The sequence below is a fragment of the Thermoflexus sp. genome (assembly GCF_042408365.1).
Lineage (GTDB): Bacteria > Chloroflexota > Anaerolineae > Thermoflexales > Thermoflexaceae > Thermoflexus.
Window position 1 is genome coordinate 1 of sequence record NZ_JBHOQJ010000087.1, and the last position, 25,717, is coordinate 25,717.

At 65.2% G+C, this 25,717-nt stretch carries 21 protein-coding genes and 1 CRISPR repeat array; of the genes, 19 read left to right on the plus strand and 2 right to left on the minus strand.

The features are described 5' to 3' along the window. The first annotated feature begins 261 nt into the window (after positions 1–261). The 15 genes from prmC to radC all read left to right on the plus strand — a co-directional run bounded on the left by prmC (position 262) and on the right by radC (position 14,880). Positions 262–1,137 carry a peptide chain release factor N(5)-glutamine methyltransferase gene (gene prmC, locus ACFMO5_RS03570; protein ID WP_376791389.1) on the plus strand — a complete coding sequence of 292 codons (876 nt, stop codon included), beginning with the start codon at positions 262–264 and terminating at the stop codon, positions 1,135–1,137. A gap of 22 nt (positions 1,138–1,159) precedes the next feature. Continuing rightward, on the plus strand, positions 1,160–1,615 hold the full coding sequence (gene rpiB, locus ACFMO5_RS03575; protein ID WP_376791390.1) for a ribose 5-phosphate isomerase B: 456 nt from the start codon (positions 1,160–1,162) through the stop codon (positions 1,613–1,615). A gap of 49 nt (positions 1,616–1,664) precedes the next feature. Beyond that, the gene (locus tag ACFMO5_RS03580; RefSeq protein ID WP_376791391.1) at positions 1,665–2,777 is read left to right on the plus strand and encodes a glycosyltransferase family 4 protein; all 1,113 of its coding nucleotides are present in this window, start codon (positions 1,665–1,667) and stop codon (positions 2,775–2,777) included. Positions 2,778–2,865: 88 nt separating this feature from the next. After that, entirely contained in the window at positions 2,866–3,540 is a 675-nt protein-coding gene (locus ACFMO5_RS03585; protein WP_376791392.1) for a hypothetical protein, read from the plus strand. Positions 3,541–3,662: 122 nt separating this feature from the next. Then, complete coding sequence (locus tag ACFMO5_RS03590) at positions 3,663–4,481, plus strand: class I SAM-dependent methyltransferase (RefSeq protein ID WP_376791393.1); 819 nt, start codon at positions 3,663–3,665, stop codon at positions 4,479–4,481. 102 nt (positions 4,482–4,583) lie between these two features. Continuing rightward, the gene (locus tag ACFMO5_RS03595) at positions 4,584–5,906 is read left to right on the plus strand and encodes an NAD(P)/FAD-dependent oxidoreductase (protein WP_376791394.1); all 1,323 of its coding nucleotides are present in this window, start codon (positions 4,584–4,586) and stop codon (positions 5,904–5,906) included. 60 nt (positions 5,907–5,966) lie between these two features. Next, entirely contained in the window at positions 5,967–6,875 is a 909-nt protein-coding gene (locus ACFMO5_RS03600) for a sortase (protein ID WP_376791395.1), read from the plus strand. A gap of 353 nt (positions 6,876–7,228) precedes the next feature. Beyond that, positions 7,229–8,137, plus strand: a complete 909-nt coding sequence (locus ACFMO5_RS03605) for a glycosyltransferase family 2 protein (RefSeq protein ID WP_376791396.1) — start codon at positions 7,229–7,231, stop codon at positions 8,135–8,137. 123 nt (positions 8,138–8,260) lie between these two features. After that, complete coding sequence (locus ACFMO5_RS03610) at positions 8,261–9,682, plus strand: undecaprenyl-phosphate glucose phosphotransferase (RefSeq protein WP_376791397.1); 1,422 nt, start codon at positions 8,261–8,263, stop codon at positions 9,680–9,682. Positions 9,683–9,718: 36 nt separating this feature from the next. Then, positions 9,719–11,125 carry an FAD-binding oxidoreductase gene (locus ACFMO5_RS03615; RefSeq protein WP_376791398.1) on the plus strand — a complete coding sequence of 469 codons (1,407 nt, stop codon included), beginning with the start codon at positions 9,719–9,721 and terminating at the stop codon, positions 11,123–11,125. A gap of 18 nt (positions 11,126–11,143) precedes the next feature. After that, positions 11,144–11,623 carry a peroxiredoxin family protein gene (locus tag ACFMO5_RS03620; RefSeq protein ID WP_376791399.1) on the plus strand — a complete coding sequence of 160 codons (480 nt, stop codon included), beginning with the start codon at positions 11,144–11,146 and terminating at the stop codon, positions 11,621–11,623. A 69-nt stretch (positions 11,624–11,692) separates the two neighbouring features. Continuing rightward, positions 11,693–12,097 carry a hypothetical protein gene (locus ACFMO5_RS03625; RefSeq protein ID WP_376791400.1) on the plus strand — a complete coding sequence of 135 codons (405 nt, stop codon included), beginning with the start codon at positions 11,693–11,695 and terminating at the stop codon, positions 12,095–12,097. Positions 12,098–12,178: 81 nt separating this feature from the next. After that, positions 12,179–12,868 carry a PIG-L deacetylase family protein gene (locus ACFMO5_RS03630; RefSeq protein WP_376791401.1) on the plus strand — a complete coding sequence of 230 codons (690 nt, stop codon included), beginning with the start codon at positions 12,179–12,181 and terminating at the stop codon, positions 12,866–12,868. A 12-nt stretch (positions 12,869–12,880) separates the two neighbouring features. Beyond that, complete coding sequence (locus tag ACFMO5_RS03635; RefSeq protein ID WP_376791402.1) at positions 12,881–13,969, plus strand: pyridoxal-phosphate dependent enzyme; 1,089 nt, start codon at positions 12,881–12,883, stop codon at positions 13,967–13,969. 197 nt (positions 13,970–14,166) lie between these two features. Next, on the plus strand, positions 14,167–14,880 hold the full coding sequence (gene radC / locus ACFMO5_RS03640; RefSeq protein ID WP_376791403.1) for a DNA repair protein RadC: 714 nt from the start codon (positions 14,167–14,169) through the stop codon (positions 14,878–14,880). Between the two features lie 124 nt (positions 14,881–15,004). On the opposite strand, the gene ppdK is transcribed toward radC, so the two are convergent. Next, positions 15,005–17,953, minus strand: coding sequence for a pyruvate, phosphate dikinase (ppdK, locus tag ACFMO5_RS03645; protein ID WP_376791404.1), 2,949 nt, complete (start codon positions 17,951–17,953; stop codon positions 15,005–15,007). A 208-nt stretch (positions 17,954–18,161) separates the two neighbouring features. Here ppdK and ACFMO5_RS03650 point away from each other — a divergent pair, with 208 nt between their 5' ends. The 4 genes from ACFMO5_RS03650 to ACFMO5_RS03665 are packed head-to-tail and all read left to right on the plus strand — an operon-like array spanning position 18,162 to position 24,160. Continuing rightward, the gene (locus ACFMO5_RS03650) at positions 18,162–21,449 is read left to right on the plus strand and encodes an ATP-binding protein (RefSeq protein ID WP_376791405.1); all 3,288 of its coding nucleotides are present in this window, start codon (positions 18,162–18,164) and stop codon (positions 21,447–21,449) included. A gap of 15 nt (positions 21,450–21,464) precedes the next feature. Next, positions 21,465–22,619 carry a glycosyltransferase family 87 protein gene (locus ACFMO5_RS03655; protein WP_376791406.1) on the plus strand — a complete coding sequence of 385 codons (1,155 nt, stop codon included), beginning with the start codon at positions 21,465–21,467 and terminating at the stop codon, positions 22,617–22,619. Continuing rightward, complete coding sequence (locus ACFMO5_RS03660; protein WP_376791407.1) at positions 22,616–23,932, plus strand: hypothetical protein; 1,317 nt, start codon at positions 22,616–22,618, stop codon at positions 23,930–23,932. The genes ACFMO5_RS03655 and ACFMO5_RS03660 overlap by 4 nt, the downstream gene beginning before the upstream one ends. A gap of 27 nt (positions 23,933–23,959) precedes the next feature. Beyond that, positions 23,960–24,160: a hypothetical protein gene (locus ACFMO5_RS03665; RefSeq protein WP_376791408.1), complete on the plus strand. Its 201-nt coding sequence runs from the start codon at positions 23,960–23,962 to the stop codon at positions 24,158–24,160. Between the two features lie 418 nt (positions 24,161–24,578). Here the strand turns inward: ACFMO5_RS03665 and ACFMO5_RS03670 are convergent, their stop codons facing one another. After that, entirely contained in the window at positions 24,579–24,884 is a 306-nt protein-coding gene (locus ACFMO5_RS03670) for a hypothetical protein (protein ID WP_376791409.1), read from the minus strand. Between the two features lie 158 nt (positions 24,885–25,042). Further along, a CRISPR array of direct repeats spans positions 25,043–25,689; the repeat unit is 37 nt; unit sequence GTTTCAATCCCTCAATCGGGATTCCACGCGTTCAAGC. Positions 25,690–25,717: the final 28 nt, after the last annotated feature.

The following is a 25,717-nucleotide window of genomic DNA, read 5'->3' on the forward strand; positions in this document are numbered from 1 at the left end:
CCCCCCCGCCCCAACCCCAGAAAAAATTTTCCTTCCCCCTCCCTGTGGCCGAAGGGCCGCAGGGAGGGGGGAGAAAGGGAGGAGGGGCCATCCCTTTCTTCGCTGTTGTGCCGTCTTTGTTGGAACTTTGAAAAGCCCTGATGCCTCGGGTCGTCTATTCGTCGAAAGCTCAAGGGCAGGTTATGATGATTATAATGGCGCAAGAGCGAAATCTTCATCTCTGAGTTTAAACGCGAGCGGACTATCTTGGAGATGGGATCGATGAAGGGGAAGGTGGAAATCTCTGCCCCATCCATTCGCGAAGCCATCGCCTGGGCGGCCCAGCGGGTCCGAGCGACCCAACCCCGTCTGGCTGCCGAAATCTTGTTGGCCCACGTTCTCGGGACGTCCCGGGTTTATCTGCTGGCCCACCCGGAGCGCATCCTGGCGGATTCGGAGTGGGAGGCCTTCGCCCAGTTGGTGGCCCGTTCCGCCCAGGGGGAGCCTTTGTTTTATTTGATCGGCGAGCGGGAGTTCTACGGGATGCCGTTCAAGGTCACCCCGGCCGTCCTGATCCCACGGCCGGAGACGGAGCATTTGGTGGACGCCGCCCTCGATTGGGCTCGCAGCCGGGCTTCTCGAACGTATACTTCGCTCACCTTTGCCGATATCGGCACCGGCTCGGGATGCATCGCCGTGGCCCTCGCCGTTTACCTGCCCAATTGCCGGGGGTATGCGACGGACCTGTCCCCAGAGGCCCTGGAGGTCGCGCGGGAGAACGCGATCCGCCATGGCGTGGCCCATCGGTTAACCTTCCTCCTGGGCGATCTATGCACGCCGTTGCCGGAGCCGGTGGATCTTCTGGTTGCGAATCTGCCCTACGTAGCCCGCTCCGAATGGGAGGGGCTCGATCCGGCGATCTGGGAGTACGAACCCATTATGGCCCTGGACGGAGGGCTCGACGGGTTGGAGGTGATCCGCCGCTTCCTGGCTCAGGCGCCCCATTACCTTCGGCCGATGGGGGCGGTGTTCCTGGAGATCGGGGCCGGGCAGGGGGCGGAGGTGGTGGCTCTGGCCCGGGCGGCCTTCCCGCGGGCCGTGATCCGCTTGCTGAAGGATGCCGCCGGGCTGGATCGGGTGGTGGCGATCACCCATTGAAAAATCCCACGGGAGGAGAACGATGCGGATCGCGATCGGCGCCGACCACGCTGGCTATGCCCTTAAGGAAACCCTCGCCGCTTACTTGCGCGAGCGGGGGATCGAGGTGATCGACTTCGGAACCCATGGTCCGGATTCGGTGGATTACCCGGACTATGCCCGGCCGGTTGCGGAGGTGGTGGCTCGGGGGGAGGCCGACTTCGGCGTTCTGATCTGCGGCACCGGCATCGGCATGTCGATCACCGCGAACAAGGTGCCCGGTATTCGTGCCGCCGCGGTCTCGGACGTGTATTCGGCGAGGATGAGCCGTGCCCATAACAACGCCAACATCCTGTGCCTGGGCGGACGGGTGGTGGGGCCGGGACTGGCGATCGAGATCCTGGAAACCTGGCTGCGCACGCCCTTTGAAGGAGGGCGTCACCAGCGCCGCCTGGAGAAGATCCACCAGATCGAGATCGCCTGTGGCACCTCTTCTTGAAGAGATAACGTTTCAACCCCTCGTTTCTGTGAAGCAGGCTTGATCCACCATGGCCCGGCGTCCGATCCTTGGCATCGACGTCAGCCGAACCACGCGGGCTCATCCCACCGGTGTGGAGCGCTACGCCCAGGCGGTGACCCGCGGGCTGATCCCTTTAGCCGAGCGGGAGGGGGTGCAGCTTCGTTTGTATTTCCAGGAACCGCCTCCCAAGGGGCTTTTCCCGGACTCTCCATGGTGCCAGCATCGGGTGATCGCCTTTCCGCGCTTATGGACGCATCTTCGCCTCTCGTGGGAGATGATCCATCACCCGCCGACGGCGCTCTTTGTCCCCGCCCACGTAATCCCACTGTACCATCCCGCCAGCGCGGTTACCGTCCACGACCTGGGTTATCGGTATTTCCCATGGGCGCATCCGCCTTTCCAACGGCTTTACCTGGAGCTTTCGACCCGCTGGAGCGCCACGGTGGCCCGCGTGGTGTTCGCGGATTCCGAGGCCACGCGACAAGATCTGATCCGCTTCTACGGAATCTCTCCCGGAAAAATCGTGGTCGCCTACCCAGGCTATGATCCTCCACCGGTTCCGAAGGATCCGGAGCCCCTCCTTCGTCGTTTCGGGGTCCGCCGGCCCTATGTGATCTCCGTCGGGACTGTTCACCCTCGGAAGAACTTCGGCCTGATCTTGAAGGTGGCCGCCCGTTGGATCGCAGCGGGCTGGGAGGGCCAGGTGGTGATCGTGGGGAAGGCGGGGTGGGCGGATCCTGCCTTCGAGCGCATGCGTCGGGATCCGATTTGGGAGAGCCGATTGGTCCTGACGGGCTATGTGGACGATGAAAGCCGGGGTGCGCTGCTCAGCCAGGCGGAGGCCTTCCTGTTCCCCTCGCTCTATGAGGGGTTCGGCTTCCCGATCCTGGAGGCCCAGGCGTGTGGGGTGCCGGTTCTTTGCACCCCGAACGGCAGCTTGCGGGAGGTGGCCGGGGACGGCGCGATCCTTTTGCCCCCCGAGGATCCGGATCCATGGCTGGAGGCCTTGAACCGGCTGGCGCATGATCCAGACTTCCGCGCTGCGCTTATCGCCCGAGGCCATGCCAACCGAAAGCGGTTCTCCTGGGAAGCATGCGCGCAAACGATCTGGGAGGGGCTGCGTTCATTGCTGGGCCTTTAAGGGGAAACGCTTTGGGAGGATGAGGCGGCTGCCGAAGCTGCCCCTATCTCGGGCGCCTCGCTGCACCCCCAGCGGTCGGGAGGTGATGATGTCTGGATGGAAGGAGCGGCTGCTGGTCCTGAGCCTCCTCGTGGTGGCAATGGCCTATGTCGAGAGCGCCGTGGTGGTATATCTGCGTCAAGTTTATGGGATCAGTGATCTGCTGCGGGATGTGCCGGCGCAGCCAGATTGGCCCCCCCCCATCGAGCTGGGCCGGGAGATCGCCACCCTGGCGATGCTGTTTGCGGCCGGCTGGATGGCGGGTCGTACCGGCGCGGCGCGCTGGGGGTTGTTCATGTACGCCTGGGGTCTTTGGGATATCCTGTATTACGTCTGGCTCCGGGTGTTCATCGGCTGGCCTGCCTCTTTGGGGGATTGGGATCTCCTCTTTCTGATCCCATTGCCATGGTGGGGGCCGGTTTGGGCCCCCATGCTGGCTGCCGCGCTCATGATGGCGGTAGGGGTTGAGATGGCCCGCCGGAGCGAGGCGGGATGGTTGATCCGGCTCGACAGATGGTCTATCGCGGTCGGGGGGCTGGGGGCGTTGCTTGCCCTCTACACTGTGATGGCTCCGGCGTTGCACGCGCTCCCGGGTGGGTGGGAGGCGATCGGCCGGGCGCGCCCCCAGGAGTTCCTGTGGTGGCTTTATCTGCTCGGATGGGGGCTGGTGGCCTTCGCCGGCTGGCGGATCGCTCGGGGCCGACCGCCCCACCTTTCTCTATAATTGAGGAGGGTCCGGTGTGAAAGGCGTCTCTTCCCTCCCATCGCGGTTCCCCATAACGGACGATGGGCCCCAGGGAGGGGGAGCGGGACCGTTTCTTCATCCTTACTGGGAGTGGGAGTCCGTTGATCCGAAAATCGGCTTCTCACCGTGGGCCTTCGTTGCCCCCTCATCTTTATGGGGAAGAATACTTTCTTTCCGCCTGTGAGGGTTATGAAGAGTTCCTCCACACGCATGGGGAGCACCTTTCCCGGCGGCTTCAGGCGGCCTTTGCGGTGGCCGAGGTGAAGCCCGGCATGCGGGTCCTGGACGTGGGCTGCGGGCGCGGGGAGATTGTCCGTTACTGCGCCCGATTGGGTGCTTATGCCGTCGGGATCGATTACGCGGAGGCGGCCGTGCGGCTCTCCACGGATCTTCTGCGTCGGGCAGGGGATTTGCAGGCCCCGGCCGGTTTGGCCCAGGCCGACGCCAAATTTCTCCCCTTTCCTCGCGCGACGTTCGATCGGGTGCTGATGTTCGATGTGGTGGAGCACCTTTTCCCATGGGAGCTGCGCCTGGCCCTGCACGAAGCGTACCGGGTGCTGAAACCGGGTGGGATGCTGGTCATTCATACCGCCCCGAACCGCTGGTATGATGCCTATGCCTATCCCCTGGTCCGCCTGGTTCGCACCCTTCAGGGGCTGGGACACCTGTACCCCCCGAACCCTCGCGGCCTGAACGTCCCGATCAACGAAGCGGTCCACGTCAACGAGCAGGGGCCCATCGGATTGTGGTGGGCGTTGCGACGGGCCGGGTTCCGCCGGGTGAAGGTCTGGCTAGCCACCCCGCCTCAGAACCGACAGGAAAGCTGGGTCTTCCGTGTCCTGCGTTATATCGCTTTCCATTGGATCCCTTTCCGCTGGTTCTTCGAGCGAGAGGTGTTTGCGGTCGCTGTTCGATCATAGGGTCAGCGATGCGCTGAGGAATCGCCTCATCCCCTTTCCCTCTTCCCCGCGTGGGGAAGAGGGAAAGCGCCATTTCGATCCCCTCCCGGAGGAGGCGTTCGCATGGGAGCCCAGAGCTTCTGGCTTCTTACCGCGGGGCCCTACACACCCAATCCCCCGTTGGTTGGCGAGGAGCGGGCGGACGTGGCCATCCTGGGCGCAGGCTTCACCGGCCTCTCCGCTGCCCTGCATCTCAAAGAGGCGGAGCCCGGGCTGACCGTGGCAGTGCTGGAGCAGGCGTTCGTGGGCTATGGGGCCAGCGGCCGCAACGCGGGCTTCGCCATGACCCTTTTCGGCCTCACGCTCTCGCTGACCGCCCTGCGCTTCGGCCGCCAAGCCGCTGCGGAAGCCCATCGCTATATGGAGCGGGCCGTGGATTACGTGGGGGAGCTGGTGGCCCGTTACCGCATCGACTGCGATTATGAGCGGCCGGGGTTCCTACGGGTGGCCACCTCGCCTGCTTACGTCCGACGGATCCAGGAGGAAATCGAACTTGCCCACCGCCTTGGATTGGGGGGGATCGAGTGGCTGGACGCGGCGGCGGTGCGGGAGCAGGTGAACTCCCCCCTGTATCTGGGGGCGTGGTGGGAGCCCCGTTGTGCCCTTCTGAATCCTGTAAAATACGTTCGCGGCCTGAAGCGGGCGGCTGAGGCCTTGAACGTGCGGATTTATGAAGAGAGCCCCGTTCTCGTCGTCGAGCGCCGCCCGGAGGGCTTTCTGTTGCGCACCCCACAAGGGACCGTGCAGGCGGCGAAGATCGTGTTCGCCACGAACGCCTATTCCCATCTGCTCCCGCCCCTCCGACGCAAGCAGGTCCCGGCGTTCACCTATATCGTGCTGACGGAGCCCCTTTCCCCGGAGCGCCTGGAGCCGATCGGATGGCGGAACCGACAGGGGATCGAGGATGCCCGGAATCTCGTGCATTACTACCGCCTGACGCCCGACAATCGGTTGCTGATGGGCGGCGGCGATGTCGGGGTTCCCTTCGGGAAACAGATGAACTTGGACGAAAACGAGCGGGTTTTCCGAGAGCTGGAGGCCTACATCCCCGAGGTTTTCCCATCATTACAAGGGGTGAGGATCGAACATCGATGGGGCGGGCCGGTCTCGGTGACTGTGGATATGGCCCCGGCGATCGGCTACCTCGGGGATCGCCGGGCCGTTTATGCGCTGGGATGCATCGGCCACGGGGTGGCCCTGACGACGATGAACGGTCAGATCGTGCGGGACCTGATCTTGGAGCGCCGGACGGCCCTCACGGATCTTTTCTTCGTGAACCGGCGGGTGATCCCCTGGCCGCCCGAGCCCATCCGGTTCGCCCTGGGCCATCTCATCCGCGGTTATATGCGGCTGGAGGATCGAATCCTGGATCGGAAGGCCCGCTGAGCGTGGACGATCGTTCGGCTTCCCGGTTGGCGAAGTTGCCCAGGAAGGGGAGAAGGTGAGATGGGGAAAGAGCCGCGCATTGAGGATTTAGAGCGCGCCCTGGCCCTCAAGCGTCGGGAGATCCGGCTAAAACGTTGGATTCAGGAGGGGCGTTTACCCGTGGAAGCGCCCTCTTCAGGTCCCCCGCCTCCCGAGGCGGAGCCCCAGGCGCTCCCTCCCGATCCAGCCTATCATTCCGAGGTGGAATGGGAGCCGCCTCGATGGCGGGTTCAGATTCGCCTCCCGCGTCCGTCGTGGTCAGCCTGGCGGGACCGCATCCTACTGGGGGTGGAGATCGCGGCGGTTTTGGGTGCGGTCGCTTTGCTTCTGCTCTCTTGGCAAGCGGTACGCGGGCTGCAGCCGGAGGCGGCGGCCGCCCGGGCCACCCCCTCGCCCACGCCGTTGATCCAGGCGATCGTTTTACCGGGCGGGCACCGCCCGCCGACGGCGCCCGGAGGGCCGGCTCCGAACCCTGACGAGATCCCCGAACACCTCCGGGCCCTGGTCGCCGCGCTGCCCACCCCGGTGCCGATCACGCCGGGACCTCGCAGCCCGACGCGGATCGTGATCCCTGCCCTTGGGGTCGATGCGCCCATCGTGCCGGGGACCGATTGGGAGGCGTTGAAGAAGGGTGTGGGGCACCATCCTGGGACGGCGAACCCCGGAGAGCGAGGGAATATGGTGCTGGCCGCCCACAACGACATCTACGGGGAGATCTTCCGCGATCTGGAGAAGCTTCGGCCGGGCGACGAGATCTGGGTTTACGCAGGAAACCAGGCGTATCGCTACGTGGTGATCCAAAAACAGATTGTGCTTCCGACCCAGGTGGAGGTCATGGCCCCCACCCGCGAGCCAGTGGTCACGCTGATCACATGCTACCCTTATTTGGTGGATACCCACCGGTTAGTCGTGGTGGGAGAGCTGCGTTAGTGCCTTGTCCGGCTTCGGGTGCTGGGGGCCACCTTCAGCGGCCCCCAGCACCCGAAGGATTTTTTCTCCTCTACAGGCTGCGCGTGGTTACTTCATGAGTGGTAATTTTTTCGTGGGGTGCGGGCTGCTGACGGCGGCCCGCACCCCACGAAAGAACCGATTTCCCTCCTCCCCGCGCAGCTTTGCCGCACGGGGAGGAGGGAGGGGCGGATCGTCTTTCCTCCGCATATCCCAGAAACTAAGAAGCGCGGCTGAAGGGGTGACTATTGGCTGCGGGGAGGGGATCGAAAGGTAAGAGGGGCGATCCGCCCCTCCATCGCATATTCCAAAAACTCAAGCGCGGGGTGCCGGTGATGTCGGGGCTGGATGTGGGAGTGGTGGTCGTCAACTACAACACCCGGGAATTGTTACGGCGCTGTCTGCAGACGGTGCAGGCCAGCCAGGGGGTGACTTTTGAGGTGTGTGTGGTGGACAATGCCTCCACCGATGGCAGTCCGGATATGGTGGAGCAGGAATTCCCTCAGGTTCGGTTGATCCGCAGCCCGGTGAACGGTGGCTATGCCTACGCCAACAACTTAGGACTTCGATCCTTCGGATTCGGGGTCCCGGGCGCAGAGCCCAGACCGCGTTACGCCCTGTTGCTGAACCCGGACACGGAGGTGCCGCCCGATGCCCTGGCGCGCATGGTTGCCTTCATGGATGCCCATCCGGAGGCCGGGGGGGCGGGCCCGAAGATCGTGCGGCCCGACGGCTCCCTGGATCTGGCCTGCCGTCGCAGCTTCCCCACCCCGGAGGTCGCCTTCTATCGATTCGCCGGTTTGAGCCGGTTGTTCCCAAAGAGCCCGCGCTTCGCCCGCTACAATCTGACCTTTCTGGATCCCGACCAAACGTATGAGGTGGACTCCGTGGTGGGGGCCTTTATGATGGTCCGCCGCGAGGCCATCATGCAAGTAGGGTTGCTGGATGAGTCGTTTTTCATGTATGGGGAGGATCTGGATTGGGCTTATCGGATCAAGCAGGCGGGGTGGAAGATCTATTATTACCCTGAGGTGGTTGTTCTTCACGTTAAGCGAGCGTCCAGCCAGATGAGCCCGCGGGCCCGCTATGAGTTCAATCGGGCGATGTGGATCTTCTACCGGAAGCATTATCGATCCATCACCCCGGGCTGGCTGGACTTCTTGGTGCGGGTTGGGTTGGTGCTGAAAGGAGGTTGGCGGCTGTGGATGGAGATGCAGCAGGATCTGAAGGATGCGAAATGTTGACCTTGAAGGCCTGAAGGTGGATCGTTGCATCGCTTGGAAGTTCGCTCGGTTACCGAAGGCGCCCGAACCGGTTTTAAAGCGCCCACGCCTTTGGAACACCGGACAGCAGAAAGGGGGTTGATGATGGGCAGGAAGCACGTCCGTTGGTTGCTGAGCGCCCTGTTGCTCTTCAGCGATCTGGGGTGGACCGCCCTCGCTTTTTACGCTGCTTATCAGACACGGTCTCGGCTGTCATGGCCTTACCCGCCCCAGAACATCGGAGGGTTCGAGAAATACCTTCCGATGCTGGGTGTCTTGCTGGTGTGGACGGCGACGCTGTTCTTCTTTCATCGCCTATATCATCTCGGGCGGGCCACCTCCCGTTTGGATGAGATCTCGCGGGTTGCGGGGGCTTTCTCCCTGGCGATGATCTTCACCGTTGCAACGGTCAGCTTGGCCTTCAAGGAGACGATTTTGGCCTTCGATTATCCACGGGCGATGGTTTTCTACGCCTGGGCCATAGGCATCCTATGGATCAGTATCGGACGGATGCTCGTGCGCGGCCTGTGGGGCATGCTGCGCGTGCGGGGTTGGGATCGCAGCCGCATGCTGATTGTGGGGACGGGGGAGGCTGCCGAGGCGGTGATCCGTCGGATCCAGAACGCACCATGGTTCGGCTACGAGGTCATCGGCGTTGTCGCCTTGCATGGCAACGGTGCCACCCATGTGGCGGGGATCCCGGTGATCGGGACGGCTGAGGATCTCCCCAATCTGGTCTACGCGCGCGATGTGGATGAGGTGCTGATCGCCGTCCCCGAGGCTCCCCACGACGAAGTGTTGCGCCTGATCTCCCTCTGCGAACGAAGCAATCTTTCGATCAAAATCTATCCGGACATCTTCCAACTGATCGCCACCCAACCGTCTCTGGACGATCTGGGCGGGCTGCCGTTGTTGACGGTGCGGGATGTGGCCCAACGGGGTTGGAAGCTGGTCCTCAAGCGGGCGATGGACCTCGTGGGGGCGAGCCTCGGGCTGATCCTGCTCTCCCCCTTGATGCTGCTGATCGCGATCTTGATCAAGCTGGATTCCCCGGGCCCAGCCTTCTATGTGCAGGAGCGGATGGGGTTGGATGGACGACCTTTCCTGATGTTGAAGTTCCGATCGATGCGGGCGGATGCGGAGAAAGATGGGCCGGGGTGGACCCGGCCGGATGATCCGCGGCGGACCCGGGTGGGGGCGATTCTGCGACGGTTGAACCTGGATGAGCTGCCCCAGCTGATCAACGTCCTGCTGGGGGACATGAGCTTGGTGGGTCCCCGTCCGGAGCGTCCGGTCTACGTGGAGCAGTTCCGCCGGGTGATCCCCCGCTACATGGAGCGCCATCGGGAGAAGGCTGGCATCACCGGCTGGGCTCAGGTCAACGGTCTACGAGGGGACACTTCCATTGCGGAGCGGACCAAGTATGACTTGTGGTATGTGGAGAACTGGTCCCTATGGCTGGACGTTAAGATCCTTCTGCGCACCTTGGTTCAGACTCTCAGCCTGCGCAGCCCAAACGCTTATTGAAAGCGCTGCTGAACCGATAGGGGGATTGAGGAGGGGATGGCTGCTCGATCCATCGACGGGGTGATCCGGCGGTTAAGGGAGCGTCTGCGGGCGGATCAAATCGCGACTGATCCGGCGGATCGGCTGGTGTATGGGTACGATGCCACGTGGGCCGAGGGATTACCGGAGGTGGTGGTTCATGCGGAATCAACGGCCGATGTGGCCTGGGTGCTTCGCATAGCCGAAGAGGCCAGGGTACCAGTGGTTCCCCGGGGTGGGGGGACGGGGCTGGCCGGCGGGGCTGTGCCGATGGAGGGAGGGATCTGTTTGAACCTGGCCCGGATGAACCGAATTCTGGAGATTGATCCGGCCGATGGCATAGCGGTTGCTCAGGCCGGGGTAGTGACCCATACGCTTCAGAAAGCGGTGGAGGCCTATGGATTGTTCTATCCTCCGGATCCCGCCTCGCTGTATATGTCCACGATCGGCGGCAACGTGGCGACCAACGCGGGCGGGCCGCGTTGCTTGAAATATGGGGTGACGCGGGATTATGTGCTGGGGCTGGAGGTGGTGATCCCGGGCGGGGAGGTATTACGGCTGGGCGGGCGGGTGATGAAGGATGTATCCGGGTACGACCTCAAGCAGCTGTTCATCGGGTCGGAAGGGACGTTGGGGGTGATTACGGAGGTGATCGTTCGCTTGTTGCCCCGACCGCCGGCTTTGGGGGCGATGGCGGTGGCGTTCGATCATTTGGAATCTGCCTGCGAGGCGGTCGTTGCGATCCTGAGCTCAGGGGTATTGCCATTGATGGCGGAGCTGATGGATCGGGCGGTCATGCGGGCCGTGGAGGCCTTTCATCCATGGGGGTTGCCGATCGAGGCGGAGGCGTTGTTGCTGCTGGCGGCGGATGGGGAGGAAGAGGCGGTGCGAGCGGATATGGCCCGGATGGCCGATCAGGTTCAGGCATTTGGCGGCCGCGTGATTCGCATAGCCACTGACCCCAAATCGGCCGACGAATTATGGGAGATCCGCCGCCACGCCTCACCCGCCATCGCCCGGCTTGCTCCCTACAAATTCAGCGAGGATATCACCGTCCCCCGCTCCCGCATCCCCCAGATGGCCCGCCGAATCCAGCAGATCGCTCAGGAAACGGGGGTGCCCATTGTGGTCTACGGGCACATCGGGGATGGCAACCTTCACCCCACCTTGCTCTGCAACCGACGAGACGCAACGGAAATGGCCCGGGTCGCCGAAGCGGCGGCTCGCATCTTCAACGCCGCGCTGGAGCTTGGCGGCGTGCTCTCCGGAGAACACGGCATCGGATTGCTCAAACGAGATTTCGCCCTCCAGGCCCTCCCTCCTCTTACACTGGAAAAATTATGGGCCATCAAGCTCCTCTTCGATCCCAACAACATCATGAACCCTGGCAAAAAATTGCCGCTTCTCACCAGAACTCAGATCTGAGCAACGATCGGAGGTACCATGACCACCCTACAACGTGGAGATCGCGCCCCGCTCTTGGTTGGGCTCACCCTAGACGGACAGCCATATCTGGAACAGCCGGAAGGAGCCTTGTTGGTTTTGGTGTTTTTCAAAGAATCATGCCAAACCTGCCGCCTTCTACTGCCACGCCTGGAAAACCTTTATCATGCTTATCCGGAACCCGGATGGCGGTTGCTGGGGATCGGACAGGACTCCCTTGAAACCACCCGGCGGCTCGTCCAAGAGCTCAATTTGTCGTTCCCAATTCTGGTCGATCGAGACTTCATGAGCTCAACCGCCTATCGCTTGACCCATGTCCCCACGGTCTTCATGATTGACACCCGGGGGGAGATCACCCATATTGGGATCGGTTTCGCCCGGGAGGATTTGGAGGCGATCTCCCATCAGATCGCCCGCACACTCAACACCGCATTTCGCTCGATCACTGAGGACAAAGATCCCATATTCCGGCCCGGCTGACTCTCCGCCCACCTGGAGCCTCGGTGAGGCACCGGAAACCAAAGCAAACCCAAGAGGGCGTTGATCAACATGAAGGCTTCCACCCGCGAGCAGCGGCTGCTGCTATTCGTCCGCCACCTCGAAGAACTATGCAACGCGCCGCCGGGAAGCGCGCTGGTGTTCGAGATCCCTGGGCGGCCGCTGGCTTACGTTCAGTTCGAACGAACCCCCGAGGGGCTGAAGGGCGAGGTTTGCAGCGGGGACTGGGGGCCCCGCAAAAAGGCCCGCCCGCTTCCGTCTGCTATGCTGAACCGCCTTCGAGCGATGGGATGGCAAATCCCCCCAAGCCTTCGCGAAAGGAACCCAAGCAAAACGTTCTCCATCGAGGATCTTCAAGCGATCGCTTTGGAGATCGAGCAGATCTTCCTGGAAATTTACCTATGCCCGCCAGACTACGTGGTGCGAACCCAGGGGGTGCTGCGAAGCTCGCTATAATAACGCCCTGAGGGCGCAGGGAAGCGAGAACACCCGCATCCTCGCCCCTTGAAAGCGTCATCATCTTGAGGAGGGAAGATCATGCGCATCCTGGTCGTCATGGCGCATCCCGACGATCCCGAGTTCGCCGCCGGGGGCACCATCGCCCGCTGGACCCGGGAGGGCCATGAGGTGATTTACTGCCTCGCCACCCGCGGGGAAAAGGGAAGCGACGACGCCACGATGCGCCCGGAGCACCTCGCCGCCATCCGGGAGAACGAGCAACGCCAGGCCGCCGCCGTGCTCGGGGTACGCGAAGTGATTTTCCTGAACTACGTCGATGGCACCCTGGAGCCCAACCTGAACCTGCGACGAGACATCGTCCGCATGATCCGCCACTACCAACCGGAGATCGTGGTCACCATGGATCCACAGACAATCATCCGGGGGAATCGCTATATCAACCACAACGACCACCGGGCGATCGGGTTGGCCACGCTGGACGCCATCTTCCCGGCCGCCGGGAATCCCTTGTATTTCCCTGAGCTGCTCGAGGAGGGACTGAAACCCCATCGGGTCCGCGAGGTGTACCTTTCCACAACGGAATACCCCGATCACTGGGTGGACATCACGGAGGTCTTCGCGCTGAAAATGGCCGCCCTCCGCTGCCACGCCAGCCAGATCCGAGATCCCGCTGCGCTTGAGCAAAGGCTACGAGAACGGCTCCGGCGCCAGGTGGATGGACGGGAGATCCTCGCCGAGGGCTTTCGACGGATCATCCTGGACGGATAGAGAGGTCAGACGATGTGGACCGTGCGATGCGCCCGCTGTCATCAAACCACCACCTACGATCCCGCCCAATGGCGCTGCGCGTGTGGCGGGCCATGGGAGCCCATCCGCCCGCTCCCTTTCGACCATCGGGCCATCCGCCCGCACCGGCCGGGGATCTGGCGCTATGAAAGCCTGTGGCCCTTCCGCCAGAAGCCCATCACGCTGGGGGAGGGGTGGACCCCCCTGATCCCGCTCTCCCCCGTCGACCCCCGTCTGTGGGCCAAACTGGATTATCTGATGCCCACCGGATCCTTCAAGGACCGGGGGACCGCCACCGGCCTCAGCGCCCTCCTCGAGTTGGGGGTCTCCGAAGTGTTGGACGACTCCTCGGGCAACGCGGGGGCTTCCCTGGCTGCTTACGCGGCCCGGGCCGGCCTTCGGGCGGCGCTCTTCGTCCCCGCCCACGCCTCGCCCGCGAAGAAGATCCAAATGCGCATCGCCGGCGCTCAGCTGGTCGAGATCCCCGGCCCTCGGGCGCAGGCCACCGCCGCCCTGCACGCAGCGCTGGCGCCGGGCAAGATCTACGCGAGCCATGTCCACAATCCATTCGTGCTGCTGGGTATGGCCGCCGCCGCATGGGAGATCTGGGAGCAGCTCGGGCGGGCACCGGATGCGGTGATCACCCCCTTAGGGCACGGCATGCTTTTCCTGGGTCTGTTCCTGGGATTTGAAGCCCTACAAGCCGCCGGTTATATCGAGCGGCTGCCCCGGCTCTACGGCGTCCAAGCCGCTGCCTGCGCGCCGCTCGCCCGGGCCTTTGCATCCGGACTGGAGGCGCCCGCCCCCGTCGAGGAAGGGGAAACCATCGCGGAGGGGGTGCGGATCGCCGCACCCCCGCGCGGCCGCGAGATCCTGCAAGCCGCCCGGGCCACCGGCGGCGGGATCCTGGCCGTCGCCGACCCGGAGATCCGGACGGCTCAGGAAGCCCTGGCCCGCCACGGGTTGTTTGTGGAACCCACCAGCGCGCTGCCCGTGGCCGCCTGGCCTTCCGTCGCCCAAGGGGGCGATCGGACCATCGTGTTGGTGCTTACCGGAAGCGGGCTCAAGGGCCTTCCCCCGTGAACGGGCAGGGCCCGACCGCCCCTTCACCGATGTCCCCCATGGATACCCGCTATCATTGTAGGAGGAGGATGGGGGGCGCCTTTGGCGGCCCTTCCATCGTGGGCGGGGAGGGCGCATGTCCCCAATGAATCGCCCACCCAGCCGGAGGGATCGCTCCGCTGGACCCGCAGCCCTAGGGCGATGAGGAGCGTTCGGCGATGGCGAACGACCAGCCCTTTAACGCTTGGCTCACCATTAAAGATCTCCCGGAAACCGAGCGGCCTCGGGAGCGCTTGCTTCGACACGGGCCCAACGTCCTCTCCACCGCGGAGCTGCTGGCCATCCTCCTGCGAACCGGCCGACGGGGGGAGAACGCGCTGCAGCTCGCCCATCGGGTGCTTCAGGCCTGCGGGGGGATCGCTGGGCTGGCCCGGACTTCCGTCCATGAACTGGCCCAAATCCCCGGCGTGGGTCTGGCCAAGGCGGCCCAAATCCAAGCCGCGCTGGAGTTGGGACGCCGGATCGCCGCCGCCACGCCGGAGGAGCGCCCTCAGGTGCGCTCGGCCCACGATGCGTATCTATTGCTCACCGACATGGCGGACCTCGAGCAGGAAACCCTTCGGGTTCTCCTGTTGGACACACGCGGGCGCGTCATCGCCATCCCCACCGTCTACATCGGGAACGTGAACACCGCCTGGGTGCGGCCGGCGGAGATCTTCCGGGAGGCCATCCGGCGCAACGCGGTCTCCCTGATCGTGGCCCACAACCATCCCTCGGGGGACCCCAGCCCATCGCCGGAGGACGTCGCGCTCACCCGGGATCTGATAGCCGCCGGCCAGCTGCTGGGGATCGGGGTGCTGGATCATCTGATCATCGGGCGGGGGCGATTCATCAGCCTCCGGGAGCAAGGGATCGCTTTCCACACGCCGTAGGGGGCCGACCCCCACCATGTCGGCGGGGTCCGCTTGCGGAAACGAAATGACAAGCGGGGAAAGACGGGAAGGATAAATCAACCGGCGGGGGTCGCTAAAGAAAGCGACCCCCGCCGGGCCGGCGTTAACGGGTCTCGATTCGCGCGGCCCGCTCCTTCAAGGCCGCCTGGGCCGCCGCCAACCGGGCCACCGGGACCCGGTAAGGGGAGGCGCTCACATAGTTGAGGCCGATCTCGTGGCAGAACTCAATGGAGGAAGGATCCCCGCCGTGCTCGCCGCAGATCCCCACCTCCAAATCCGGGCGCGTGCGGCGGCCCTCCTCCACCGCGATGCGCATCACCCGCCCCACACCCTTGCGGTCCAGCACCTGGAAGGGGTTCTCCGGGAGGATCTTCTCCTCGAGGTAGCGCAGGAGGAACTTCCCCTCGGCATCATCCCGGCTGATGGCCCAGACGGTCTGGGTTAGGTCATTGGTTCCGAAGGAGAAGAACTCCGCCACCTGGGCCAGCTCGCCGGCCAGCAGCGCCGCCCGCGGGACCTCGATCATGGTCCCAAACTTGTATTCCACCGCAATCCCCTCCCGGGCGGCCACCTCCCGGGCGACCTCGTCGACGATCTCCCGGACGATCTGGAGCTCCTTGACGTCCGCGCTGAGCGGGACCATGATCTCGGGCTTCGGGGTGATGCCGCGGCGCTTCACATTGCAGGCGGCCTCCAGGATCGCCCGCACCTGAAGGCGGATGATGTCCGGATAGAGGATCCCCAGACGGATCCCCCGGAGGCCGAGCATGGGGTTCATCTCCCGCAGGGCGTTGACCGCCCGCAGGAGGGCCTCCTTCTCCGCCAGCTCCTCCTCCAGCTGCCGGAGGGGCTTCTCGCCCTTGCGGGGGCGGTACCCCTTGATCTTGCGGCGCTCCTCGATACGCGCCCGCAGCTCCACCACCTCGGCCAGGAGCTCCTCATAGCGGGGGAGGAACTCGTGCATCGGGGGATCGATGAGGCGGATGATCACCGGCAGCCCGTCCATCGCCTCGAAGAGGCCCTCGAAATCCTTCCGCTGGACCGGGAGCAGGCGATCCAGGGCCTTCCGGTAGGCCTTGACCGCCTTGGAGGTCCGAACCGCCCGCTCCGCCTCCCGCAGGGCCTTCTGGGCCTTGGGGTCGTCGGGGCGGGCCTGGAGCGCCTGTTGGGCCGCGCGCAGCTGATCCATCAGGCGCTGGGCCTCCGGGGCGTTCAGGATCATCTGCCGCACATAGGGCAGGCGATCGGCCTCGAAGAACATGTGCTCGGTGCGGGCCAGCCCGATGCCCTCGGCGCCGAACTCCCGGGCCTTGCGGGCATCCCGCGGGTAGTCGGCGTTCGCCCAGACCTGCAGGCGCCGGAACTCATCGGCCCAAGCGAGCAGCTCCGCCAGCTCCCGCTCCTCGGCCAGGTTGGGGTCGATGGTGGGGATCTGCCCCGCGAACACCTCGCCGGTGCTGCCGTCGATGGAGATGAAATCGCCCTCGCGGACCACCCGGCCGTTGACGGAGAACTGCTTGCGCTCCAGATCGATCTGGAGCGCCTCGCAGCCGACGACCGCCGGCTTGCCGAGACCCCGAGCGACGACCGCTGCGTGGGAGGTCGCCCCGCCGCGCTGGGTGAGGATGCCCCGGGCAGCGAGCATCCCGTGGACGTCATCGGGGGTGGTCTCCGGGCGGACCAGGATCACCGGCCGGCCATCGCGACCCCAGGCCTCCGCCGTGTCGGCGTCGAAGACGGCGTGGCCGGTCGCCGCGCCGGGGGAGGCGTTCAGGCCGCGGGCCAGCAGCTCCCCTTTCTCCCGGGCCCGCTCCTTGGCCTTCTCATCGAAGCGGGGCAGGAGCAGCTGATTGATCTGTTCCGGCTCCACCCGCATGACCGCCTCTTCTTTGGTGATCAGGCCCTCGTGGACCATGTCCACGGCGATCTTGACCGCCGCCTTGGCGGTGCGCTTGCCCGTGCGGGTCTGGAGCATCCAGAGGCGGCCGCGCTCGATGGTGAACTCCAGATCCTGGACGTCGCGGTAGTGGCGCTCCAGCAGGGCCGCCACCTCGAGGAACTGCCGGTAGGTCTCAGGCATCAGCTCCTCGAGGCTGGGGTAGCGCAGGCGGCGCTCCTCCTCCGGGATGCCGTGCTCCCGGGCCCATTCCTGCGAGGCCTTCTTGGTGATCTTCAAAGGCGTGCGGATGCCGGCCACCACATCCTCGCCCTGGGCGTTCGGGAGGTATTCCCCGTAGAGCTCCTTCTCGCCGGTCGCCGGGTTGCGGGTGAAGGCCACCCCGGTGGCCGAGTCGAAGCCCATGTTCCCGAACACCATCGTCTGGACGTTGCAGGCCGTGCCCAGGTCGTGGGGGATCTTGTAGAAGTTGCGGTAATCCACCGCCCGCTTGCCGAACCAGGAATCGAAGACGGCGCGGATGGCCTGGCGCAGCTGCTCCAGGGGATCCTGGGGGAACTCCTCCTCCAGCTCCCGGCGATACAGCGCCTTGAACTCCTCCACCACGTCCCGGAGCATCTCCGCCGTGAGGTCCGTGTCCTGCTTGCCCTTCGTCTTCGCCTTGTAGCGATCCAGGATGTGCTCGAACTGCTCGCCGGGGATGCCTTTGACGATGCGGCCGAACATCTGGATCAGGCGGCGGTAAGCGTCGTAAGCGAACCGCTCGTCGCCCGTTTGGGCGACCAGGCCGTGGACGGTTTCGTCGGTCAGCCCGACGTTGAGGACCGTATCCATCATGCCGGGCATGGAGAACTTGGCGCCCGAGCGAACGGAGACCAGGAGGGGATTCGACGGATCCCCGAAGCGGCGGCCCACTTTCTCCTCCACCCGATGGAGGGCTTCCAAGGCCTGCTCCCACAGCCCCTCGGGGAACTGTTTGCCCGCCGCGAAGTACGCGTTGCACGCCTCCGTGGTGATCGTGAAGCCTGGGGGAACCGGGAGGCCGGCCCCGGCCATCTCCGCCAGCCCGGCGCCTTTCCCGCCCAACAGATCCCGGCGTCGCTCGGCCGGGATCTCCCGATAGCCTTCCTCGAAAAGGTAGACCCATTTCTTCATCCCGCTGCCTCCGGAGGGACAGGATCGAGGGACAGCCGGAAATAAGTTTCAAAAGAGAATGATAAGGCATTCACCATGTTTTGACAAGAGGACAGAGATCATCTCCGGAAGGGGACGGAGCTCACCTTCGGCCTGACCCTTCGAACCCGGCGGCCTGGGTTATAATATATTTACTGCGCGTCTGGAAGAAGGAAAGGAGAGCTGGTCCATGAGATCCTTCTTGCGCTCGCTCCGCATGCGCCTGGCCGCCCTTGTGACCCTGGCCACCTTCCCCGCCTGGATCCTGGTCCTCACCGCGAGCCTGGAGGAGCGGCAGGAGATCCTGCAACGCACCGGCCGGGAAGCGCAGATCTTGGCCAGGACGATCGCGGCCCAGCACGCGGCGCTTCTGGACACGGCCCGCGCGAATCTGCTCACGATCGCCCAGATCCCGGAGGTCCGCAGCGGCGACCCTCCGACCTGTTCGCTGCGCCTCTCGCTTCTCCAAGCAGCCTTCCCGTATTACACGGCCATCGGACGTGTGGATCCGGATGGTGTGGTCCGCTGCAGCACGGAGCCGATGGGGACACCCATCTCGGTAGCCGATCGGGATTGGTTTCAGGAGGCCGTCCGCCGCCGCGCCTTCACCGTCGGTGGTTTTGTGATCGGGCGGTTAAGCGGCCGGCCTGCGTTGCCGTTGGCCTATCCCATGGTGGACGCTGCGGGCCAGGTTCAGGGGGTGCTCGCCGCCGGGCTGGACCTGGCGTGGCTGAATCAGCTGGCGACCGCCATCCCCTTGCCGCCCGATGCGAGCATGTCCCTGTTGGATCGGAACGGGACGATCCTGGCCCGTTACCCTCCGATCATCGCCCTCATTGGGACTTCATTCCCCGAGGCCCTGTGGCAAGCCATCCGGAGCGCCCCCGAAGGCGTGGGCGTGGAGGGGATCGGGCCGGATGGAAAACGCCGCCTTTACGTGTCCATGGCGCTTGCCCACGACAGCGGCTACGCGTTGGTCGGGATCCCCATGAGCGCCGCGATCGACCGGGCGAACCAGGGGCTGGCCCGCCGCCTGGCTTTCCTCGGCGTGATCACCTTGCTCCTGGCCGTGGGCGCGGGGGTCGCGGGGGAGCTGATGCTGGTTCAACCCACCCACCGGCTCCTCGGGGTGATCCACCGGATGCAGCATGGCGATCTGCAAGCCCGGGTCGGATGGCGTTCCGTCGATGAATGGGGGCAGCTGGCCCAGGCCTTCGACGCCCTGGCCGATCAACTGGCCGCGCAGCTGGACGCCCTTCGACGGGCTCATGCTGCTTTAGAGGCTCGGGATCGCCTGCTGACCCTCAGCCTCACCGTCACCGATGAAACCCAGCTTTACCCGCGCCTGCTGGAGGAGGTGATGGCCTTCTCCCACGCCGTCGGCGGGGCGCTCTACCGGGTGGAGGACGGGCGCCTGAGGCAGGTGGCCGAGCGCAATTGGGCGGATCCCATCCCGCACGCTCTGGACGCGCTCCCCCCCTGGCTGAGCGAGAACACGGACGATCCCCCGCCAGCGCTTCGGGAACGGGGTTTCCGATCCGTGCGGCGTTATCCGCTGTGGGGCCCGGGGAACGGCTCGGGACGCCCCATGATCGGCCTGTTGGTCCTCGGGTTCCGGACCTCCCCGGACCTTGAAGCGCTGCGGATGCAAGACCTCGTGGAGACCCTCGCGCTCGCGGTCAACCACGCGGAGCTCCTCCGCCACGCCCGCACCCGTTTGGCGCAAGTGGAGCGCCTTCAGCACATCGACCGGGTCATCCTGGAGCACGCGGATCTGCCGGTGATCGCCCGATATGTCCTGGAAAGCCTGCCGGACGCCCTCCAGGTTCGCGCGGCGGCGGTCAGCCTGCTCGATGAGCGCCGGCGGCGCGCCCGGCCGATCGCGATCCGCCGGGCACTGGGGGTCGCCCTGGATGAGACCGTGTTCGCTTGGGTGAACGCCCTGCTGCCGGAATGGAGCGCATCCCCGTACCTCATCGTGCGCACCGACTTGAAGGCCGAGCCGTGGATCCAACCGGCGCTCCCGCGGCTGGAGGCCGCCGGGATCCGGACCTACCTGGGGGTTCCCCTGATGCACCATGGGGAAGCGATCGGGATCCTCCAGGTGTTCAGCGCCGCGCCCGATCCGCTCCCCCGCGAGGCCCTCGCTTTCGCGGAGATCTTAGCCCAGCAGCTGGCCATCGCCATCGAGAACTTGCAAGCCTTCGAGGAAGCCCGGGAGCGCGTCGAAGCCCTGGAGGCTTTTGTCGCCAGCCGCTTCGAGGTCGCCACCGCCGCGCCGGATCAGGTGATCCCCACATTCCTCGAAGCCCTCCGGCGTTGCCTGAAGGTGGAGTCGGTCGCCTTCTTCCAGCACCAGCCGGAGCAACACGCCCTCACCCCCGGCGGTGCCCTGGGGATTTCCCAGGAACCCCTGGCTCCGCTCCTGCGCCCTCCAATGGGGCGGGAGGGGCCCAGCCCGGTCCTGCAGGTGGCGCTCACCCGCACCCCCCGCTACATCCCGGACGCCGCGGAGGAGCCCGATGGGCCATGGAGCCCCGCGATCCGCTCGGTGTATTTGATCCCCATCGCCTTCGGGCCCACCCTGTTCGGGGTCGCGGCCCTGATGGCCTCCCAGCCGGAGGCGTTTCCGGCCCCCCGCCGGGCGCTGGCGGACCTCTTCGCCCATTTCATGGGGGCCGCGCTGGACCTGGCCCGCTACCGCGCGGAGCTGGAGGCCACGAACCGAATGCTCCAGGACGCCCTGGTGGTCCGGGAGCAGATGTTCCAGAACGTCTCCCATGAACTGCGGACGCCCTTGACGGTCCTGATGGGCTACCTGGAGATGCTGGCCGATCAAGCCTTCGGGCCGATCACCCCGGAACAGGCGGAAGTCCTGCGGACGATGCAAAACCGCGCGCAGCAATTGCTGCGTTATGTGGAGCTGCTGCTGACGCTCCAGAAAGTGGAGCGCGAGGGGATGACGTTCCACCCGCTGGACCTGCGGGAGCTGGTGCGGCTGGCCGGGGAGGCCTGGCAAGCCCGTCTGGCCGGCGGGCCGCATCGGCTTCGCATGGAGCTGCCTGCGGGACCGGTCTGGATCCTGGGAGACGGGGAGGGGCTGATCCGGATGATCGGGGAGCTCCTGGATAACGCGGTGAAATTCTCCCCATCCGGCGGCGAGATCCACATGAGCTTGGCAACGACGGAAGGGGAAGCGGTGCTGCGGGTGCAGGATCCGGGGGTGGGGATCCCCCGGGAGGCGTTGGATCGGGTCTTTGAGCCCTTCTACCAGGTGGATGGGAGCACCACCCGCCGGTTCGGGGGGATGGGGATCGGGCTGGCGGTGGTGAAGCGGATTGTGGACGGGCACGGCGGCGCGGTGACGGTGGAGAGCGAGCCTGGAAAGGGGACGCGGGTGACGGTGCGACTGCCCAGGGCCCGGCGGGTTGGGGGGCGCCCGCCCGCCGGATACGAACATGGGGATGTTTCGGGGTAGCGGGCGAGGGGATCCATGCAGCGAGCGGAAGCGTTCAGCCGCCTCCTGCTCATCCTGTTCTACACGGCCGCGGCGGCGTGGATCCTCGCCCGCCATCCGCCGATCGATTACCCGGTTTACGCCATGGCGGCCTGGGGCCTCCGGCGGGGGGAGAACGTCTTCCGGTGGGGGGAGGCCGATTACGCGCGGGCCGCCGCCGCGCTGGGGTTCTCCCGCTACGCACTCCCCTATCGCTATCCGCCCCTCACCGCGCTGCTGGCGCTCCCCCTGGTGGATCTCCCGGACCGGGGGATGGGGATTTGGATCGCCCTCCAGGCCCTCGGGGCGCTGCTGACGGCGGAGACGCTGGCGCGGGCCCTCACGGACCGCCCACGGGAGCGGATTCTCCTTCGGTTCAGCGTCGGGCTGTTCACGCCGTTCCTCACCAGCCTCTATGCGGGCCAGGTCAACCCCCTGGTGACCCTGGGGATCGCCCTCGCCGTTCAGGCCATCCAACAGGGGCGGGAGGGGCGGGCAGGGTTCCTGTTGGGGGTCAGCCTGATGTTGAAACCCCTGGCGGTTGGGGCCGTCGGCCTGCTGCTCTGGGAGGGCCGGTGGCGGGCCCTGGCCGGGCTGCTCCTCGGCCTGGCCCTCGCCGTGGGGGTCAGCGCCCTCGCCTTCGGGGCGCCGGCGCTGGGCTTTCTCCACAGCGATCTTCCCGCCTTCGGCATCCCATACCCACCGGCCCAGAACCTCCCCTCCCTCGCCACCCGCTGGCTGACCCGACACCCTTACGGGTTCGCCTTGGCCGATGCCCCCGAGGCGGCCCGATGGGTTGGCATCGCCCTGGGGGGGCTCTTGCTCCTATGCACATTGGCCGGGCTGGGGCGGCCGGGGCGTCCGCGGGGGGATTTCGCGACCCGGGCCGGGTGGGTGTTGGCCACGGCCTTCCTGGCCAACCCGGGGACGTGGTACCATCACGGCACCGTGCTCAGCGTCGCCCTGGCGGCGCTGCTTTCCCGCGCCGGCCAGCGGCCCCGGCGGTGGCGGGTGGCCCTGGCGGCGAGCGCCGGCGCGGTGGCCCTGTGGGGCTGGGCCTGGCACGCCTTCGTCGGTTGGACCCCCTTGCTGGACCTGGCCACCCTTGGGACCTTGGGGATGTGGATCCTGCTCTGGGGGGAGCGGGGATGAGGGAGCGGCGCCATCGGATGGCCCTCCTTGCGGCCTGGGCCGGCGTGCTGCTCCTCCTCTTCCGTCCCCAGCTCCACGGGATGGACACCGTCGCCTATTACGCGTGGCTGCGCTCGGCGGTGATCCAAGGGAGCCTGGACGTCAGCGACGAGTTCGCGCGCTTCGGCTATCTTTCGGAGCGAGGGCGCTCGCCGACCGGGTATCGGATCAACGAGTGGCCGGTGGGGACGGCGTTGCTGTGGTCCCCGTTCTTCCTCGCCGCCCACCTCCTGGTCCGGATCGCCAACGGACTGGGGATCCCGATCCCCGCCGACGGCTACAGCGCGCCCTACCTGGCGCTCACGGCGTTGGGGTCGGCCCTTTACGCGTTGCTCGGTTTGGAGCTCCTCCGGCGGATGGCCGGTCGGGTCGTCCCGCCGGCCGCCGCCTGTTGGGGGACGATCACCGCGGGGCTGGCCTCGCCGCTGGTCTTTTACATGTCGGCTCACCCCTTGATGGCCCACGCCGTGGATTTCTTCGTCAACGCGCTGTTTCTCAGGGAGTGGGCCGGATCCCCGCCTGCAGGGCTGCGATCCCGGTTTCGGTTGGGGCTGATCGGGGGCCTGGCAGCGAGCGTGCGCTATCAGAACGCCACGCTGGTGCTCTGGCCAGCTTTGGAGGATTTGGGGCATCTCGCTCGCGCGCCCCGGGAAGGGCTCGCACGGCTGTTAGGGTTCGGGCTGGGGGCGGGGATCGGCTTCCTGCCCCAGATGATCGTCTGGCGGGTGGTGTTCGGGTCGTGGATCGTGGGGAACCCGTACGCCGTCGCCGGGGCGGGATCCTTCGACTGGCGCTCTCCGCACTTCTTTGACGTGCTGTTCTCCACGGACCGGGGTTTGTTCGTGTGGACGCCGATCGCCGTTTTCGCGCTCATCGGGCTGATCGGGCCGTTGAGGGAGCTCCAGCCGGCGTGGGCCCGGTTGGCGCTCGCCCAATGGCTGGCCCAGGTGTATCTGGTGGGGTCGTGGAGCGCGTGGTCCGGCGCGGCGGCCTTCGGCCCCCGCCTGCTCATCGGGCTGGTTCCGGCCTTCGGGCTGGGCCTGGCCGCGCTCTTCGAGGCCGTCCGGCGCCGGTGGGGGCTGCGTCCGGTTGTAGCGCTCAGCCTGGCCGCCATCGCTTGGAACCTGGTCCTGCTGGCCCGTTATGGGATGCAGGACGTCCCCCGGATGGGTCCGGTGCCCCTCGAGGAGCTCTGGCTGGGTCAGCTGACGTTCCCCCTGCGGGTTCTCGGACACTGGGAGCGGATCCTCCAGGCGCTTCAGCGTCGGTATTGATCGTTTTCGCTCCGTGAGACGCGGGCTATGTATACGGTGTGGTATCCCTACGTGGTTCTTGCCCAGAGCGTCCAACCGACAGGCCGTCGCCGCCATTTCCAGTCCGTCAACCCCTGGAACGAGCAGCCTCCCTTGTTGGTCCACGCCCAGGAATTGCAGCCCGGCCACATCGTCTATTTCACCCCGGCCACGTTCGACTCCCGCTCTGACCGATTTCAGTGTTCCTAATCAGAAAGTGTCTGATAACCAAATCAAGTGGCAGAACATCACCTCTATGATCCCCCTCAAGCGGTGAGGTCATCGGGCCAAGCTATTGAGGAGATCTCGTGGGAGGAACATGGTGGCGAGGTGGTTCTCACCCTCGGGGCAGGACAGCCTCTTACCGCTCACGTCTTAGCGGTCGATTGTGAGGACGATGAGATTCAAGGCGGGAGGACCTAGCGCGCCGTCAGGGGGATCCGAGGTCAGATTGAGCTGTTGGTGAGTCGGGAGACTACGGCGGTCGACCGTTTTGGGATGCATATCCGGCCGGCCTATATCTGCTATGCCCCCGGCGCTCGGGCGAAGGATCCGCTGACCTGCCAAATCGGCCCCGTTCAGCATCTGGGAGGCATTATCGGAGAGGCATCAGGCGTAGGTAGATCTCTTAGTCCGTCTTCTCTGTGTCCAAGCTGATCTCCCCTTCGGGAAAGGCCTCGGATTCCAACCTCATGCGGTCGATCTCCCACAAGACGATGCGACGGCACCCACGGCGGAACGATAGGGCTAACGCGCCCACCCGTCGGACCCATCCTCGCTCCATCAAACGATAGAGGGCGGAGAAAAGCCGACTACGGGCCGTTCGCGGCGGGAAGATCCGTCTGCGGATCGCAATAGCCTGCAGCCGCGAGGCGGTCGATCGCCCCCCCTCATGACGCAATAGTTCAAAGACAAGCTTCTCATCAGTTCGCATTTTAGATCGCTCCCGACAAAATCTCGTGGCTATCACATGAATCATGCTCTGTTGAAACTTATACCCGGCGATGTCTGACATGCCGCAGCCCTGCCCCTGGGAACGCGCCGTGAAAATCTATTCTTTATGTTTTCCACCGCAAGTTCACTGGAGAGCATTCTTCCAATCTTCAACTGAGATCCCACGCGTTCAAGGTGGGCGTGTGGCTCTGGTATGACCGGAAGGCCAGAGGCATTTCAATCCCTCAATCGGGATTCCACGCGTTCAAGCGCCTGCAGCGCACGCTCCACGCGCTCGCGCAGTTTGGAGTTTCAATCCCTCAATCGGGATTCCACGCGTTCAAGCGGTGGTGGGCTATCCATTCTCCGAGTGGATTTTTACACGTTTCAATCCCTCAATCGGGATTCCACGCGTTCAAGCCGCCATCCCCGATCGGGAGATCGAGATCGAGAACCAGGTTTCAATCCCTCAATCGGGATTCCACGCGTTCAAGCGATCACCTCTCGATGATCGTAGCGCCGCCGGCGGTCGTGGAGTTTCAATCCCTCAATCGGGATTCCACGCGTTCAAGCTCGCCAGAACCGTCTTGCCCGACCCGGTCGCCCCGATGATGGCGTTTCAATCCCTCAATCGGGATTCCACGCGTTCAAGCATCCATGAGCCCCTGAGCCCCAAAAGCAGGTTCACGAGATGTTTCAATCCCTCAATCGGGATTCCACGCGTTCAAGCTAACGGTCTTTCGGGTCGGTTCACTTGAGCCAATACAGAGTTTCAATCCCTCAATCGGGATTCCACGCGTTCAAGCCATGACCGGTCCGACCCCCACACCGGCC